Source organism: Hahella sp. HNIBRBA332 (assembly GCF_030719035.1).
Classification (GTDB): domain Bacteria; phylum Pseudomonadota; class Gammaproteobacteria; order Pseudomonadales; family Oleiphilaceae; genus Hahella.
In genome coordinates, this window is record NZ_CP132203.1 from 3,783,262 (window position 1) to 3,799,057 (window position 15,796).

Genomic DNA, 15,796 nt, shown 5'->3' on the forward strand with positions numbered 1-15,796 from the left:
TCAAGGCTGACCGGCTCTTTCCTCACTGGGCGTCAGCCCATACAGATTTCGATACGCAGTAGAAAAATGCGCGCCGGAGGAAAAGCCGGTTTTCAACCCGATTTCGGTGATGCTCAAGGCGGAAGAACATAGCATGTCCCGCGCCTTTTCCAGACGAATTTGCAGGTAATAACGGGAAGGGACGGAGTCCAGATAGCGCTTGAACAGTCGCTCCAGCTGGCGACGGGAAATTTCCAGATGCTTGGCGATATCATCCGTAGTTAACGGCTCTTCGATATTGTTCTCCATCAGTTGCACCGCATCGCAAAGCGCTGGCGCTTCTCGTTTCGCCACAGGATCAGGACGTTTGCGCCCGGTGGTTTTGGCGCCGCCAAGACGCTCCCGCATAATCGCCTGGGAAGCCATTTCCGCCAGCTCGACCCCATGATGACGCCCAATCATAAACAGCGCCATGTCCAACGCAGCGGTGCCGCCGCGACAGGTCCAGACATTAGCGTCAACGGAAAACACATCCTGAGACAGAAAGCACGCCTGCGCCTCTGCGGAAAAAGCGTCTGGAATCTGTAAAGAGGCTTTTTTTCCGCGCAACAGCCCCAGTTCCAGCAGCAAAGCTGCGCCGTTAGCCACGCCCCCCAACCAGGACAAGCTCTTGCTGTGCGTGGCGAGCCATTCTTTTTCCAGAAGCGGAGTTTTATAGAGCCCCGCAGAGCCGCAGACGATCAGCGCATCCAGGCCGGCGGCATGAGCCAGAGAGCGATCCACAGACACCGCCACGCCATCTCCAGACGTCACTACCGGCTCCGCTCCCAGACGCACCATCCGATACTTGCGTTCGTCCAACAGCTCGTTACACACCCGCAATGGCTCCACCAGGCTGGCGTAGGACAGCATGGAAAATCCCGGCAGTAACAGTACGCCCAGTTTGCAGCTCAAATCTGATTCCTCACACCCGACAGCCCGCCGCCGGGCGGAGCTGAGAATTTCTGCTATAAATAAGCGTAATAATAGATTAAGCGGCTGCGACAAAACCATCTAAAGACCGCCCTGGAGATACAGGGATGGCGAGGTCGCGTCCAGCGGTTACGGAGCTTATCCTATTCGTCCGCGAAGTATAACTCCCGCCGCCAGTTGAACTAAATTCAAATACGGAAGCGACATGGCTCACATCTTCAACCGGGTAACCAGGCGCATCACCATTTTCCACCGCGCGTTAATGATGAGCGCCGTGTTCGCCATCATTCTCACCTGCGCACTGCTTTACTTGCTGGGCGCGGTGCATGACATGCTCAGCACCATCGAAGGCCAGCGCAGCATGGTGGAGCAGCAGAACACCGCTGTCGCCAAGCAGAACCAGCTGGTCAGTCAGCAACAACACCTCAACGCGCTGCTGGCGGAAAGCCAGACCGCCTTCTCCCAGTATTCCGAATATCTGTATTGGCGTCTGGACTCCGCCACCACCGCCGAAGAGCACTCCATCAGCCAGGGCGACAAGGCAGAGCAAAACCTGCGCGACACTTTGGATAAAATCGCCGGAACCGATGAGGAAATGGCGGACGTGGCGGATGTCGTACTCATGTATCTGGATGATTTCAACAAATCCATCGCAGAAGCCGTGGATCGCACCCGTAACAATGATTCCCGTCAGCGCGTTAGCGCGATGATCGGCGAAGCACGCACCGCCAGTATGGCCATGAGCTCTACTTTTAAGATCATACTGGAAGAAGCCGCCAAAGCAGCGGCTGAAGCCAACGAAGGGGTTGGGCAAGCAGCGCAGGAAGTATCCGTCGCCGCCAATCAGGTCCTGGAGGCTAACGACTCTGTCGCCGCCAGCGGGCGCAGTCTGCAGCAGGAAGTGTTGTTTATTCTCGTGGTGTCGGTCACGGTTTCCCTGCTAGTGGGCTTTTTGCTATCCCGCTCCATCACCCAGCCCATTCACCGTCTGCGTCGGGTGATTACGGAGATTGAGGACACTAACGACCTCACCAAACGGGTGGATTACAGTCGTCGGGATGAAATTGGCGCTATCGCCCAGGCGTTCAACGCCATGATGGATAAGTTCTCCGTCATCGTAGGCGATTTGGCGAAGACGACTGACGAACTTTCCGCATCGTCCGAACAAAGCGCACGCATCAGCGAAAAGACCAAAGAATCCGCCGAGCAACTCAGCCATGAAACTGATTTGGTGGCCACCGCTTCCAACGAAATGACAGCGACGGTCAAAGGCATCAATGAGAACACCGACAACGCCGCCAATATCGCACTGGAGGCGCGGCAAGCCTGCGAATCCGGCAAATCAGCTGTTGACGGCGCCACCACACGCATCAACGAGCTGACTCAAGCCATCAATGAAACGTCAGACTCCGTCAGCCAGCTCGCCAGGGAAAGCGAATCCATTGGCGCTGTGCTTGATGTGATTCGCGGCATCGCCGAGCAAACCAATCTATTGGCGTTAAACGCCGCCATAGAAGCCGCCCGCGCAGGAGATCAGGGACGCGGCTTCGCCGTGGTCGCCGATGAAGTGCGCACACTCGCGCAACGCACCGGCAACTCCACTGATGAAATACAAAAAATGATCGAACAGCTCCGCGCTGGCGTTAATAAAGCCGTCACCAGAATGGAGCAAAGCTGCAAACGGGCGGAAGGCACGGTTACTCAAGCGAGTCAGGCCGCCCAGTCCATTGACCAGACTCTCTCCGCCGTCACCTCCATGCATGACGCCAACCAATATGTGGCGCAGGCCACCTATGAGCAGCGCGAAGCGGCGGAGAGCATTGACCGCAGCATCGTAAACATCAGTGAACTGTCGCAAACTCTCCATACCGCTGCGGAGGAAAACTTCCAGTCCAGCGACAACCTGAAACAAATGGTGACCCGGCTCCGACAGCTAGTCGTGCAGTTCAGATACTGACCAGAACCATGTGACGCCGCGGCAAGGCATACCCTTATGGCGTTCGCCGTACAGCAAGAGCAGCGAACGCATTCCTTGGGACTGACGACTAGTGCAGCGTCCCCAGTCTCTCTCTTTTATAGCGCACCCACTCGCCATCCACGCATTTGTAGTAGAACGCCATCATGTATGTGCTAACCGGCATTTGAATGCGGATGATATCTCCGTTAGACGAAACCTGCATAATCAAGCCCTCATATAACAGTGCCAGCGTTCCTGCTCATGCGGCGACGCCGGGAAGTGTTTAAACATACAGTACTGTAATCTTATACAGTATTTTTTATTCTGTCTACACTTTGTTCAACGCTTGACTTGTTGGCTTCCCCTTCCGCTTTGGGTAAGGTACTGACGCCCGCTCGGAGCAATCCGGCTTACTGATGGATAAGGTCTGAATACGCAATGAAGAAAAAAATACTGACCGGACTGCTAATCACGCTAATCATCGCAGTTCTTTCGTTTTTCGCTTTGGTTCCGCCGCTGGTGGATAACGCCAGCAATCAGCTCACGAGTTCACCGCCGCAGCCGGCGACGGATAAAGTCAAAAGCCTGCACCAGTCTCTGTTCATCGCCGACCTGCACTCGGATTCACTGTTATGGGGCCGCAACCTGTCCAAAGGCTATCAGCGGGGTCACATGGACCTGCCGCGGCTGCGGGAGGGAGGCATGGCGTTGCAGGCGTTCTCGGTGGTGACCAAAGTTCCTTTCGGCCTGAACATCCAGAAAAATGCTGGCGATAGCGACATGATATTCTGGCTGGGACTGTCGCAAGCTTGGTCGCCCAGCGCGTTACAGAGCCTTTTGAGTCGCGCCGAACGTCAGGCGGGAATGCTTCGCGACCTCGCAGATTCGCCCGCCAACAAGTTCGCACTCATTCTGAACCGCAAGGATCTGCAGGATTTCATCGCACAGCGAAAAACCGACAAGGACGCCGTCGCCGGCTGGCTCACCTTAGAGGGAGCGCAAGCGATGGAGGGCGATCTGAAGAGTCTGGACGCCCTGTATGAGGCGGGCTTTCGCATGATCGCCCCTACCCACTTCTTCGACACGGAGCTGTCCGGCTCCGCCCATGGCATGAACAGGGGTGGACTGACCACGTTGGGGAAACAGTGGGTTAAAGCCATGGAAAGCAAGTCTATGATTATTGATCTGGCCCACGCTTCCGCCAAAACCATTTCCGACGTGCTCGCCATGGCCAAACGTCCCGTTATTGTGTCGCACACTGGCGTTAAAGGGACATGCAACAATAATCGCAATTTGTCCGACACTCAGCTAAAAGCTATCGCCGCCAACGGCGGCATCGTCGGCATCGGCTTCTGGTCGACGGCGGTCTGCGGACGCGACGCCGCGTCTATCGCCCGTGCGATTAAATACACGGTCAATCTGATTGGCGTGGAACACGTGGCGATGGGGTCAGATTTTGACGGAGCTGTGGCGACGCCCTTCGACGTCACCCGACTGGATGGTTTAACCGAGGCGCTGATGAAGGCGGGGCTGAATGAGCGGCAGATTCGCCGGATAATGGGCGAAAATATCCGCGATTTCCTACTCAACAACCTGCCGTCAGCTTGACCTTTCCAACCTCAGGGCGCCGCCACCGGCGCCCGTTTGAGGCGATACAACTGCCGGTCGTGAACCCGCCCCAGAGTCATTAAGGCGATAATGGCGCCAACCAGGGCGTAGCACATATCCGATTGAGTATCCCACTCGTAGCCCTGGGTACCCAGGAAGGCGACGGAAGAGTCTCCGCTGGCCACCGCCACCCACCACTCGATCAGCTCATAGAAAGCGCTGATCGCCAAGGCGATGCAGACAATAAAGAAGTTCATCCATCCACGCCCTTTCACGACCCGCAGACGGAGCAGAATTTCCCGCGCCACCATCGCCGGAATAAAACCCTGGGCGAAATGGCCAACCTTGTCGTAATTGTTTCTCTCCCACCCCATGATTTCTCCGATGTGGTCGAACAGGGGCACTTCCGCGTAGGTATAGTGACCACCCACCATGAGAATGACCGAGTGGATCAAGATCAACCAATACAACAGGGGCGTCAGCGGAAATCGCTTATAGGTGGACGCCAGAATGAAGGCGGCGATCACCGCCGGCGCCACTTCCAGCATCCAGATAAACCGGTCTTTTGGCCATAGTCCTGACCAGACCAGCACGCCCAAGAAGATGAGAATCCAAACAACGCTGGCTCCAACGCCGCCCCGGCCATGCCCCATATGATTGATCCTTAGCAGTTATAATTGCGGATCAACAACATAACGCATTCTGCGGCGGGATTCGATCCCCAGGGGGATTATCCCGCCTCCCTGACTTCCGATGCCGGTTGCGCAGGTTGCGGCCCCTGCTTCAACAGGCGTCCCAGCTTGTAGCCTTCTTTGCCCAACATGGCGAAGCTGGTCATGACGCCTCCCATCAATGCGCCGCCCACCCCGGCGGTGACCACATCCGCGCCGGTCAGATAGAAGCTCTTGATGGGAGTCACCGGGTGCAGCCAATCCTGTTGGAAGCGCTCAACCGTATGATCCACGCCGTAAATTTCTCCGCCTATGTTCATCTGGAACCACTGCGTCGACAATGGCGTGGATAGCTCGTAAAAGTCCAGCGCCGCCTCTAATTGCGGCAGACGCTTATACAGTTCATTGAGCATCCGGTGAGAAAACTGCTCTTTCAGCGCCAGATAGTCTTCACCACGTTTGTTCCACTGCGATCCCGCCCACTTATCAAACCATTGGTTGTTGACGGGTACGATGATTTCCACGGTGGAGCAGTCTGGATAGCGCGCATTCCAGCTAGGGTCTTTCGCTGAAGGAAAGGACACATAGGTGACAGGGAAAGGCGCGGACGGATCTTCCATAAAACGGGCGACGTTACCGTCATGGTCATCGGAGGGGTAAATCCAAAAGTTGCTCCGCGGCATGCCTAAACTTTCGGGGGAACCGCAAAATCCTGCATAGATGCATAAATGTGAGGCGGATAACGCCACGCTCTCCAGTTTTTTCAGCAAGTCGCCTTTCGCTGCGGCGGACTCCGGCAGCAGATGCTTGATCGTGGGAATGACGCCTGCGTCGCTGACCACGGCGTCCGCCAGCAGCTCGTCGCCATTACTCAAGCGCACGCCGTAAGCGCGATTAGAGCGCACCAGCACTTCCGCCACTTGCGCGTAGGTGAAAACTTCTCCGCCGCTACGGCGAATCACCGGAATAATTTCCTCGGCAATACGCCAGGAGCCGCCCACAGGATAGTTGCCTCCTGTGATGTAGTGCTTCGCAACCATGGCGTGCATCATGAAAGATGACGTCGTGGGCGGCAGACCGTAATCGCCCCATTGCGCCGTCAACACGGAGATCAAGCGCTGATTTTGCGTCAGGCCTTCCAGCACTTCACGGGTGGTCTTGAAGAAGTAGTCCGGCAGGAGAAAACGGCGGGCCTTGTGATAAGCCCAGGCGGCGAGCTTGGGCAACGCCTGCCCGGCGAAAAATTTGGGGATGCGTCGGCTGACTGAATACAGCAAATCGACATAGCGGCGAATGGCGTCTTCTTCACCGGGAAAACGTCGCGCCATCTCGTTGATGAACGGTTCTTTGCCGGCGATGAAGTCATAATTGTCTTCGCCAATGAAAATACGATCGTAGCAGGGGTCCATTTCCGCCCACTCTATTTTTCCATCGCTGATCAGGTCGAACACCCGTCGGATCATCGACCAGGGCTTGTGCACTTCGCCGATATAGTGCACCCCGACATCCCATTCATAGCCGTTACGCTCGTAGCTATGGGTATATCCGCCAGCGGTGTAGTGCTGCTCCAGCACACAGACTTTCTTGCCCATCAGAGACAACAACGCGGCGTTACACAGCCCGCCAATTCCCGATCCGATGATGATCACATCATAGTGATCGTCCGCCCTATTCTTGCGGTAACGCTTTCCCGTTCTGACCATATTTTCCAGCCTCCTTCCTGATTATTGTTTTAATACGTCGTCGCCAGTCCAATGCATCATACTGCTCCCACCCGAAAGTGTGAACTGTCAACATTACTTTTTTAGGCCTATGCCGCATTTACAAAACCAATCGCCAGTTGCTAGGGTCTGTTGTGATTTTACCCCGTTTCAATGTCGGAGACGCCTATGTGCGAGATATACGCCAATACCGATCCACAGTTATATGAGGCCCATTCAAAGTCTGTGCGTCTGCGAGGGTTTGTCACCAGCGTGCGCCTGGAGCAGCGCTTTTGGACGCTATTGGAGGAAATTGCAGGCTCTGAGGGCATGTCGACGTCTCAGTTCATGGCGAAGCTGTACGACGAAGTTGTGGAGAAGAGAGGCGAAGTCGGTAACTTCGCCTCTCTATTGCGCGTGGTTTGCGCGACTTATCTGGAAAGAAAGTACAGCGCGGGACTTATAGCAGTTTGACGAACTGCGCCAGCCATGCCGGGTGAGCAGGCCACGCCGGCGCAGTGACGAACTGGCCGTCAGTCACGGATTGATCCACAGCGATATCGGCGTACTGCGCGCCCGCCAGCTGCACTTCGGGCGCACAGGCCGGATAGGCTGAAATCTTCTTCCCTTCAATCACTTTCGCCGCCGCCAGAATCTGCGCGCCGTGGCAAATCGCCGCAATCGGTTTGCCCTGTTGCGTAAACTCCTGCACCAGACTGATTACTTTCTCTTTCAGACGCAGATACTCAGGAGCGCGCCCGCCTGGCAGCAACAATGCATCAAACTGATCAGAGCGCACGTCGTCAAAAGTGGCGTTGAGAGTAAAGTTATGCCCGGGCTTCTCCGTATAGGTTTGATGCCCTTCAAAATCGTGAATCGCCGTGGCCACGCTATCGCCCTGCTTCTTGTCCGGGCACACCGCCGCGACTTCGTAGCCCATCGCCTGCAGCGCCTGAAAAGGCACCATCAGTTCATAGTCTTCAGCAAAGTCGCCAGTAATGATCAGTATTTTTTTAGTCATACCTCTGTCTCCTTGTCGTCTAAGGTTGCGGTCATCGCTCGCCTGTCAAAACACCCGGCCGGTTGGCCGAAAGTCATTTAGCAGACTACCAGTCTAGGCTCCTTTTCCCAGCCTCGGGTAGTAGTGGGTTACTACAGAGCCCCATCCGCGTCGAAAAGCAAATCGGTAAACAAAAAGAGAGGGCGGCGCTCTACGCAAGAACGCCGCATTTGACAGGATTATTCGAGATGGTCGGACTTATTCGCGGAACGACGTTCCGCCAGCCACTCTTGATAGGTTTGCGCGGCCTCATCTCCGGGCATACTGTCGATGATTTCGAAGTAGTCTTCGTTAAATTCATCCAACATGACTTCCGAACGAGGCTTGCAGCGCACGGCGTATACCGTCTGTACGTTCTGATGGTCGAACTCACGCCAGTACTGCTCGTCTTTCAGCAGCGTGTAGCGATGCCCTTCCAATTCTTTGATGACGGACGCGGTTCTGAATGTCCCGGCGCGTTCCACCGCGTCTTTGTACTGCCACAGAATGCTGTAGGCGGAGGCGGCGGATGAAGAAGGCCGCAAGCCGTATAACTCAGAGAACTTCTCTACGAATTCCTTCCCCTTCGGATGATTGAAAATGTAAGGCACTTCCCAAGTCCAGGGTGCCGCGCCGACGACGCCTTCCATAATCGCAGGGCCCGCCGCTTTCGCCATACCCAAGGTCAGGTTCGGCACGACGATTTTCATCTTGTCCTTCATACCCATAGACGTGGCCAACTCCAGGGCGCGCACCATATCGTCGCCAAACAATACCAGCACCAGTATCTTGGCGTCGCTGGCCTGCGCCTGATTCAAGGCGTCGACGAAATCTTTCTGCAAAGCTGTGGGGAAAGGCGTCAGCACCCCAGGGTGACTCTCTTCATCCTGCGTGTTGCTGAAAATACGAATCGACCGCTCAGTGCTCCACCCCCAGGTGTAGTCAGCGGTGATAAAGAAATATTTCTGTCCGGCGTAATTGGTTTTCAGGTACTTGGACAGCACCTTCGCCCCCATCCAGGCGTTATAGCTCTCCCGGAACATGTGGGTATGCCCCTCTGTGCCGGTGGTTTCATTGGAGTAGGTGAGCGTACCGAAGTAGATGCGATCCCGCGCCTTGGCGGCTTTACCGCCGGAGATGGCCACCGCGCTGGATGACCCGCCGAATATAGCGACGACGCCATCTTCGTCCACCAATTGCTCGACATTTCTTTCAGAACGATCGGGTTTGGATCCGGTATTTTTAATCACCAGTTCCACCGGCCGGCCAAGAATGCCGCCGGCGGCGTTTATCTCATCCACAGCCATAAAAGCCGCCCTGCGTTGGGCCAGACCTTGTTCCTGGTATCGTCCAGTCTGGGGATAGTTGAGACCAATTTTAACGGATGGAGCAGCGAGTAATTCACCACTAACTAACAGGCAAAGCAGCGCAATGCTCTTCCAGATATAGCGCATACAGAGAACCCTCAATTTTTTTTGTAAGCAAATCGGGTTGATAGAGGTTTTGTGATTACCGGCTTCAAACATTCCCTGAAACCGGCGTGCTGACTACAGTAGTTGTAACCAGGAGCGGGGTAAAGTAGCGTAATAAAAATGACGACCTTATTAGCCTTTAGTCTAATATGAAAATGCGGAAACAAATCAATACACACCTCCGCCGCTCGATAGCGCTATACTCGCGCCGGGTCGCCTCGGATGGTCGCCGACGAACGTCGGCTGACGGATTTTCACGCAATTTCCATTAGGCTTTTAAACTCGCGGCCTGACGACGGACGCAATAACGCCCGTTATCAGCGCCCAGTTTAACGGGCTAAATAAGCAACAAACCATGGACAAGTCGGAACCCTGGATGCCGATGAATACGATAAGATGGCGCTTTTTTCTCGGACTTGTGATGTGCGCCACATTTTCAACTTCTACCGCCGCGGTCAAGCTGACTGTCGGAGAGTGGCCGCCCTACGCGTCGGAAAGCCTGCCCTACAAAGGGTTGCTCCCCAAACTGGTGACCGAAGCCTTCGCTCTTGAAGGAATTGAAGTCGAATACGACTTCATGCCCTGGGCCCGGGCTTACGAGTTCGCCCGCAAACCCGGCTGGGACGGCGCCGTCGGCTGGGTCGACAATGCGCAACGACGACGTAATTTCTGGTTCAGCGATCGCATTATTTACAGCAGTAGCGCGCTATTCCACCTGAAGGATCATGAATTCACCTGGAACGAGTTGAAAGACCTTGCGCCGTACCGGGTTGGAGTCAGTGTCGGCTACAGTTATGGCGAAGCGTTCGATAACGCCGTCGCCAACCAGAATCTGCAGGTCATCCCCGCCGTGAATGACCGGCAAAACCTGGTCAAACTACTGCGCAGAGAAATCGATTTGTTTCCTCTGGACGCCAAAGTGGGCGAATATTTGCTGCAACATGAGCTGCCGGAGTATCAACGTCTCTTCACTTATGACGAGAAACCTCTGATTCAGGACGGGTTGTCAGTGATGTTCCCCAAGAACGGTCCTAACAGCCGCAGCTATGTCGCTATCTTCAATCAGGGCCTGAAACGACTAAAACGCAACGGCGACTACTCACGCATTCTCAACAACATTGACGTTATCAACGGCATCTCCCAGCTCAGTTTTTACAGTGAGGACTACGCCCCTTTCAATTATCGCGAAAACGGCGTGGCCAAAGGCATCGCCCTGGACCTTTTCGATGCGATCATGGAGACCATCGGCGCTGATAAAAGCCGCAGAGACGTGCATTTCATGAACTGGCCGGAAGCCTATAAAGCCGCGACCAGCCAAAACCGCAGCGCGCTGTTCACCATGACTCGCACGCCACAAAGAGAGAGTAAGTTCAAATGGGTCGGTCCCATTTACCGCTCAAAAGTGGTGCTGATGAGTAAACGCCACGACGTTGAAGATGAGGAGTCAGAGCCGATCCGCCTGAAAGAACTCGGCCATAAACGCATCTGCGTCATCCAGGATGATGTTGGCCATCAACTGATGGTCAGCGCCGGCGTCAAGGAAAGAAACCTGGCCGCCACCACGCACCCCCTCACTTGTGGGCAAATGCTGAACAACGGCGAAGTCGATTATTGGGCGTACGGCTCACAGACCGCCAACTGGTATCTGCAACAACTGGGTCTGGACGCCCGCGATTATCAAGAGGTGATGACGGTGACCGAGTCTTCGGAGTACTTCGCTTTCAACCTGGGTGTGGACGACCGCATTATTGAGTCATTTCAGAAAGCATTGGATTACCTGAAACTCAGTGGCCAGATGCATGACATTCTGCAGCGCTACGTTCCCAACTAGGCAGCGCACACAGCGGATGAAAAAGCGAACGGACGGCAGTCGGGTCTACCGTCCATTCGAGAAAGAAAGCAACATCCCGACTTACACCTTGAAACGGGCCACCTGCTGACGTAGATGCTCGCCCAGCTCCGCCAGTTGCGTACTGGTATTGGCGGTCTCCTGAGTTCCCCGCGCCGTCTGCTCCGCCGCATCGGCGATGGAGGTAATGCTGCGGCTGATGTCTTCGGTCACCGCAGTCTGTTCCTCCGAGGCGGCGGCGATCTGAGTGTTCATGCTGCTGATGGTGGTGATGGCGGAAACAATTGCATTCAGCGACGAGCCCGCCGATTGCGCTTTATCCACCGCCGCCTGCCCGTTGTTGCGACTTTGCTCCATACTGCCCACGGCTTTATTGGAGCCATCTTGCAAGCGACTGATCATGGCCTGAATCTCTTCCGTACTTTCCTGGGTCTTGCTGGCGAGCGCCCGCACTTCATCGGCCACGACGGCGAATCCACGTCCCGCTTCACCTGCCCGCGCCGCTTCAATGGCTGCGTTCAACGCCAGCAAGTTGGTTTGCTCGGCGATGCCGCGAATAACGGAAAGCACTGACACAATCGAGTTCACATCCCCTTCCAGCGCGTTGATGACTTCAGACGCGCTGCCGATTTGGGTGGAGAGCTGTTCGATGGATTTAATGGCGTCGTCCACAATGCGCTTAACGTTGGCGCTCTCATCATCCGCCTCTTGCGCCGCCTCCGCCGCCTGTTGCGCGTTCTGGGCGATTTCTCGGGCTGCGGCGGACATCTCATTCACCGCCGTCGCCACCATCTCTGTTTCCTGCTGCTGGGACGCCACCGCTTCACTGGTTTCCGCCGCAAAGCCTTTCATCTCGCGAACGGCGGAGGACATGCTTTCAATAGAATTCTTGATGTCGCCGACCAGGTTCTGCACTTTCGCCACGAAAGCGTTGAAGTTGGTGGCCAGACGAGTGAATTCGTCTTTGCCGGACACATCCAGACGCTGTGTCAGATCGCCCTCGCCTTCCGCAATATTTTCCATGGCGTCGCCCAGTCGGATAACAGGACGCATCAATGTATTCAACAATAACGTCATGAGAATGCTGACCACCAGCACCCCAATAATCGCATAAACAATGGCGGAGTTACGAAAGTCAGCCAATGAGGCGAATGCCTTTTCTTTGTCTATCACCACGCCCAGCCGCCAGGACACCGAGGCGATGCCGGAAATCGGGAAAAAGCTGACCAGTACGGCCTGATCTCCGCTATTGGTCTCTTGTAAATCACTAGAGCTAGATTTAGGAGTGTTTTTAGGAAACAAATCTGAAAGCGTTTTATCCACCTTCGTCAAGTCAGGATGAACCAAAACTTTTTCTTTATCTGTCACAAGAAATGCGTATCCCAGGCCAAAAAAGTCGACTGAGTTAACCATTTTAGTGACGACATCCAAGTTCAGGTCCGCACCGGCGACACCTGTACTAGACCCAGAAAAGGGGGCAGTAGCCGTTATCTGCAACAACTTTGTGTTGATATCTCTATACGGTTCTGAAAATGTAGCCCCTCCTTTTTGCTGAGCAGCTAAATACCAAGGGCGTTTACGTGGATCAAAATCCGAAGAAAACGTTTGGTTAGGGTCGTTGAAAATGAACGTCCCATCGCTCAGTCCCGTGTAAACTCCCGCAACCTCGTCAGAAACTGCAGCAACTTGAGTGTACGCCCTTATTGTTTCCATATCGGTAGTGCCTGCTGCTTTTAGCGCTACGCCTCTCACCAGATCTAGTTTGCCATTAAGCCAACTAGCGATGCTGCCTGACACAGCCCCAGATAGCTCCTGCATACCGCTATCAAGATCCTTCTTGGTTTGGTCGGCCAAAAAGTAATAGTTGTTGGCCGCAAATGCGACAATCGAGAGCAGCAGGATCCCGCCGCTCAAAATGATAATCTTATGCCGGAACTGCATAGCTAAATTCATGCGTCAGAACTCCAAAATAAATCCCGTGGAAGAAGCCCCCTGAGCCATGCTCGGCCGGAGCCGATAAAGCGCTTTGCGAACAATGAGGTAAGCGAAGTCGGAGCAGGCTTTATTCTTTAGCTTAGACGGATTTTGAAATAGTGCACTGCGCCGGTTATTTCCGGCGCCTATTAAGGAGGGATTACAAGTAAGGTATGTGAGCGCTAACGCACTCGACGCAATAGTACGACGCCAAGCAGTGCGCATATGCAAATCGGCGCCAGCGTCGCAATCACGGGGTTGAAGCCAAACACCAGGCTTGCCGGACCCAACAGATCCTGCATGTACTTAAACAGCAGCCCGATGATGATGCCGCAGAAGACGCGAAAGCCCATGGTGACCGAGCGCAGCGGACCAAAAATGAAGGAGATCGCCACCAGCACCAATACTGAGGTCGCCACCGGCTGCAACACCTTCTTCCAGAACGCCATCAGATAAGAGTTGGCGTCCAGTCCCTGCTCTTCCTGGTATTTGGCGTAGGTATACAGGCCTTTGATAGACAAATATTCAGGCTTAATGATCAGCACTTCCAGAATGCTGGGCGACAAACTGACATTCCAGCGCAGAGAGTCGAATGTCTGCACATTACTGCCATCGCTTTTGATCTCGGTGCGCTCAATATCCTGCAATAGCCAATGATCGCCCTGATAAATTGCGCGCCTGGCGAAAGTGGAGCGCACCATGCGACGTTCGTCATTGAACTCAAACAGGCTCACGCCATGCAGCACGCCTTTCGGCTCCACCGCATTGAAGTGCATAAACACATTGCCTTCACGCCGCCACATACCGGCGGAAGAGGCCACATTCTCAGCTGCGCCCTGCTCCAAGGCTTTCTGCGTCTGCGCAATACGCTCTGTATGAGGCGCCACAAACTCGCCCACCAGGATGCCGACAACGACCACCGCCAAAGCGGGCTTCATCGTGGACCAGACGACCCGCACCACGGAAACGCCAGCCGCGCGAATGACTGTCAGCTCGCTGTTGTTGGCCAACACGCCCAGTCCTACCAGACAACCAATAAACCCAGCCAGGGGCAAGTAATCATAGATACGCCTGGGTACGGTGAAGACAATGTATTTCATCGCCTGAATGGTCTGGTAGTCGTTTTTCAACTCGTCCATTTCAGCAATGAACGCAAACACCAGATCCAGAGACAACACCACCAGCAACACCAGCAGCATGGCGGAGGCGACAGTAGCGACTATATAGCGATCAATTCTGCGCACGCGCCGCTCTCCTCTTTTGCCGCCAGTCAGGTCCGAACATCAACACCAGCGCAATCGCCAGAAATGTTCCGTGCACCCACCACATACCTATCCACTCGCTGATGCGCCCCTTCTCCAGACTCTTGCGACTGGCGATCAGCAACCCTAAATAGGTGATGTAAATAAGCATGGCGGGCAGTAAATGAAAGAAACGCCCCTGCCTGGGATTCACTCGACTCAAGGGGATCGCCAGCAGCGCAACAATAGGAACCAGTAAAGGGATGGAGATGCGCCATTGCAGCAAGGCTCTGTCCTTGGGATTGTCGGAACGCCACAGCTCACTGGTGGGCTTGGCTTCATCCCGGGTTTTCTCCGCCTCCGCGTCAGGTTCCGCGATCTTGATGCCATAAGCGTCATATTCAATAACGCGGTAATCCATTTCTCCCGGACGCCCTTGATAACGGGCGCCTTCATGTAGAACCACAAAACGGCTGCCGGTATTGGGGTCGACCAGTTGCGTACCCCGCTTGGCCGCCAATACAGAGATGCTGCCGTTTTCCGAGTCCCGCTCCGCGATAAATACGTTCTGCATTTCCCGCTTGTCGCTGCTCAGTCCCTCGGTGTAGGTCACCCGTTCTCCTGATCGCAGGCTTTGGAAGCGCCCTGGCGCCAGCAACTCGAACTCAGTCACTTTGGATTGGTCTGAAAAAATTTCATCCACCTGACGCAGCCCCCAGGGGCTGACGTAGAGACTCATAGCGCCGACCACCAACATCACCAGCAACGCGGAAACCATCGTCAGTTTGATAAGCTGAAAGCGGTTCATGCCACAGGCGAACAGCACCGTCATTTCACTTTCCAGATACATGCGACCGTATGCGAGCAGGATGCCGATAAACAAACCCAGCGGCAGAATCAATTCCAAAAAGCCCGGCAGGCGATATCCCATAATGGCGAACAACACATCCGCCGACAGTTTGCCCTGGGCGGCGTCAGCCAGATATTTGATAAACCGTCCGCTCATAAAAATAAGCAGCAGCACACCCGCGACAGCGACCATGCTGACCAGCAACTGCCTGGACAGATAACGAAGGATAATAAACAACGAAATTACCTATTTACGTTCTTCCGCAATATCAACCGAAGCGCGCGGAACGGCGCGTCAGGACGGGTTAAGCGGCGCAGCGTTTTTGAGCGCGCGTCAAAGTGACGCAAGATACCAGACTCACATGCAAATTTCATAGCCTTAACGTAGACTTGATTGCGTATAGGATACGTCTCATATAGATTGCCTCTTGCAACGGCGGGCGACGCTCCCGCATCGAATGAGACTTCTGCGGCGCCCCAGGGAA

The 15,796-nt window shown here is 54.7% G+C and carries 13 protein-coding genes; 4 read left to right on the top strand and 9 right to left on the bottom strand.

Going from position 1 to position 15,796, the window contains the following annotated elements:
* Entirely contained in the window at window positions 1-933 is a 933-nt protein-coding gene (locus O5O45_RS16725; protein WP_305900526.1) for a GlxA family transcriptional regulator, read from the bottom strand.
* Between the two features lie 223 nt (window positions 934-1,156).
* On the opposite strand from O5O45_RS16725, the gene O5O45_RS16730 reads away from it, so the two are divergent.
* On the top strand, window positions 1,157-2,908 hold the full coding sequence (locus O5O45_RS16730; RefSeq protein ID WP_305900527.1) for a methyl-accepting chemotaxis protein: 1,752 nt from the start codon (window positions 1,157-1,159) through the stop codon (window positions 2,906-2,908).
* 88 nt (window positions 2,909-2,996) lie between these two features.
* Here the strand turns inward: O5O45_RS16730 and O5O45_RS16735 are convergent, their stop codons facing one another.
* The gene (locus tag O5O45_RS16735) at window positions 2,997-3,131 is read right to left on the bottom strand and encodes a hypothetical protein (RefSeq protein ID WP_011395847.1); all 135 of its coding nucleotides are present in this window, start codon (window positions 3,129-3,131) and stop codon (window positions 2,997-2,999) included.
* Window positions 3,132-3,346: 215 nt separating this feature from the next.
* Between O5O45_RS16735 and O5O45_RS16740 the strand changes: the two genes are divergently transcribed.
* Window positions 3,347-4,516, top strand: a complete 1,170-nt coding sequence (locus tag O5O45_RS16740; RefSeq protein ID WP_305900528.1) for a dipeptidase — start codon at window positions 3,347-3,349, stop codon at window positions 4,514-4,516.
* An 11-nt stretch (window positions 4,517-4,527) separates the two neighbouring features.
* On the opposite strand, the gene O5O45_RS16745 is transcribed toward O5O45_RS16740, so the two are convergent.
* Window positions 4,528-5,169 carry a DUF2238 domain-containing protein gene (locus O5O45_RS16745; RefSeq protein ID WP_305900529.1) on the bottom strand — a complete coding sequence of 214 codons (642 nt, stop codon included), beginning with the start codon at window positions 5,167-5,169 and terminating at the stop codon, window positions 4,528-4,530.
* A 77-nt stretch (window positions 5,170-5,246) separates the two neighbouring features.
* A complete protein-coding gene (locus O5O45_RS16750) occupies window positions 5,247-6,890 on the bottom strand; it encodes a phytoene desaturase family protein (RefSeq protein WP_305900530.1) in 1,644 nt (547 codons plus the stop codon).
* A 186-nt stretch (window positions 6,891-7,076) separates the two neighbouring features.
* Between O5O45_RS16750 and O5O45_RS16755 the strand changes: the two genes are divergently transcribed.
* A complete protein-coding gene (locus O5O45_RS16755; protein WP_305900531.1) occupies window positions 7,077-7,361 on the top strand; it encodes a ribbon-helix-helix domain-containing protein in 285 nt (94 codons plus the stop codon).
* Here the strand turns inward: O5O45_RS16755 and O5O45_RS16760 are convergent.
* Window positions 7,348-7,908 carry a DJ-1/PfpI family protein gene (locus O5O45_RS16760; RefSeq protein WP_305900532.1) on the bottom strand — a complete coding sequence of 187 codons (561 nt, stop codon included), beginning with the start codon at window positions 7,906-7,908 and terminating at the stop codon, window positions 7,348-7,350. The two genes, O5O45_RS16755 and O5O45_RS16760, sit on opposite strands and share 14 nt — an antisense overlap.
* Before the next feature lie 218 nt (window positions 7,909-8,126).
* Window positions 8,127-9,380 (bottom strand): ABC transporter substrate-binding protein, encoded by a 1,254-nt coding sequence (locus O5O45_RS16765; protein ID WP_305900533.1) that lies wholly within the window; start codon window positions 9,378-9,380, stop codon window positions 8,127-8,129.
* Between the two features lie 400 nt (window positions 9,381-9,780).
* Between O5O45_RS16765 and O5O45_RS16770 the strand changes: the two genes are divergently transcribed.
* On the top strand, window positions 9,781-11,229 hold the full coding sequence (locus O5O45_RS16770; protein ID WP_305900534.1) for a substrate-binding periplasmic protein: 1,449 nt from the start codon (window positions 9,781-9,783) through the stop codon (window positions 11,227-11,229).
* A gap of 81 nt (window positions 11,230-11,310) precedes the next feature.
* Here the strand turns inward: O5O45_RS16770 and O5O45_RS16775 are convergent, their stop codons facing one another.
* The 3 genes from O5O45_RS16775 to lptF all read right to left on the bottom strand — a co-directional run bounded on the left by O5O45_RS16775 (window position 11,311) and on the right by lptF (window position 15,549).
* On the bottom strand, window positions 11,311-13,200 hold the full coding sequence (locus O5O45_RS16775; RefSeq protein ID WP_371747853.1) for a methyl-accepting chemotaxis protein: 1,890 nt from the start codon (window positions 13,198-13,200) through the stop codon (window positions 11,311-11,313).
* Window positions 13,201-13,403: 203 nt separating this feature from the next.
* A complete protein-coding gene (gene lptG / locus O5O45_RS16780) occupies window positions 13,404-14,465 on the bottom strand; it encodes an LPS export ABC transporter permease LptG (protein WP_305900535.1) in 1,062 nt (353 codons plus the stop codon).
* On the bottom strand, window positions 14,452-15,549 hold the full coding sequence (lptF, locus tag O5O45_RS16785; RefSeq protein WP_305900536.1) for an LPS export ABC transporter permease LptF: 1,098 nt from the start codon (window positions 15,547-15,549) through the stop codon (window positions 14,452-14,454). Before lptF ends, lptG begins: the two co-directional genes overlap by 14 nt.
* Window positions 15,550-15,796 lie beyond the last annotated feature (247 nt).

What these genes read in the sequence shown, in the direction of transcription:
- O5O45_RS16740 (WP_305900528.1), top strand. Translation starts at nt 3,347, where the DNA reads ATGAAGAAAAAAATACTGACCGGACTGCTAATCACGCTAATCATCGCA.
- O5O45_RS16775 (WP_371747853.1), bottom strand. Translation starts at nt 13,200, where the DNA reads ATGAATTTAGCTATGCAGTTCCGGCATAAGATTATCATTTTGAGCGGC.
- O5O45_RS16755 (WP_305900531.1), top strand. Translation starts at nt 7,077, where the DNA reads ATGTGCGAGATATACGCCAATACCGATCCACAGTTATATGAGGCCCAT.
- O5O45_RS16770 (WP_305900534.1), top strand. Translation starts at nt 9,781, where the DNA reads ATGAATACGATAAGATGGCGCTTTTTTCTCGGACTTGTGATGTGCGCC.
- O5O45_RS16765 (WP_305900533.1), bottom strand. Translation starts at nt 9,380, where the DNA reads ATGCGCTATATCTGGAAGAGCATTGCGCTGCTTTGCCTGTTAGTTAGT.
- O5O45_RS16735 (WP_011395847.1), bottom strand. Translation starts at nt 3,131, where the DNA reads ATGCAGGTTTCGTCTAACGGAGATATCATCCGCATTCAAATGCCGGTT.
- O5O45_RS16730 (WP_305900527.1), top strand. Translation starts at nt 1,157, where the DNA reads ATGGCTCACATCTTCAACCGGGTAACCAGGCGCATCACCATTTTCCAC.
- O5O45_RS16745 (WP_305900529.1), bottom strand. Translation starts at nt 5,169, where the DNA reads ATGGGGCATGGCCGGGGCGGCGTTGGAGCCAGCGTTGTTTGGATTCTC.
- O5O45_RS16760 (WP_305900532.1), bottom strand. Translation starts at nt 7,908, where the DNA reads ATGACTAAAAAAATACTGATCATTACTGGCGACTTTGCTGAAGACTAT.
- O5O45_RS16750 (WP_305900530.1), bottom strand. Translation starts at nt 6,890, where the DNA reads ATGGTCAGAACGGGAAAGCGTTACCGCAAGAATAGGGCGGACGATCAC.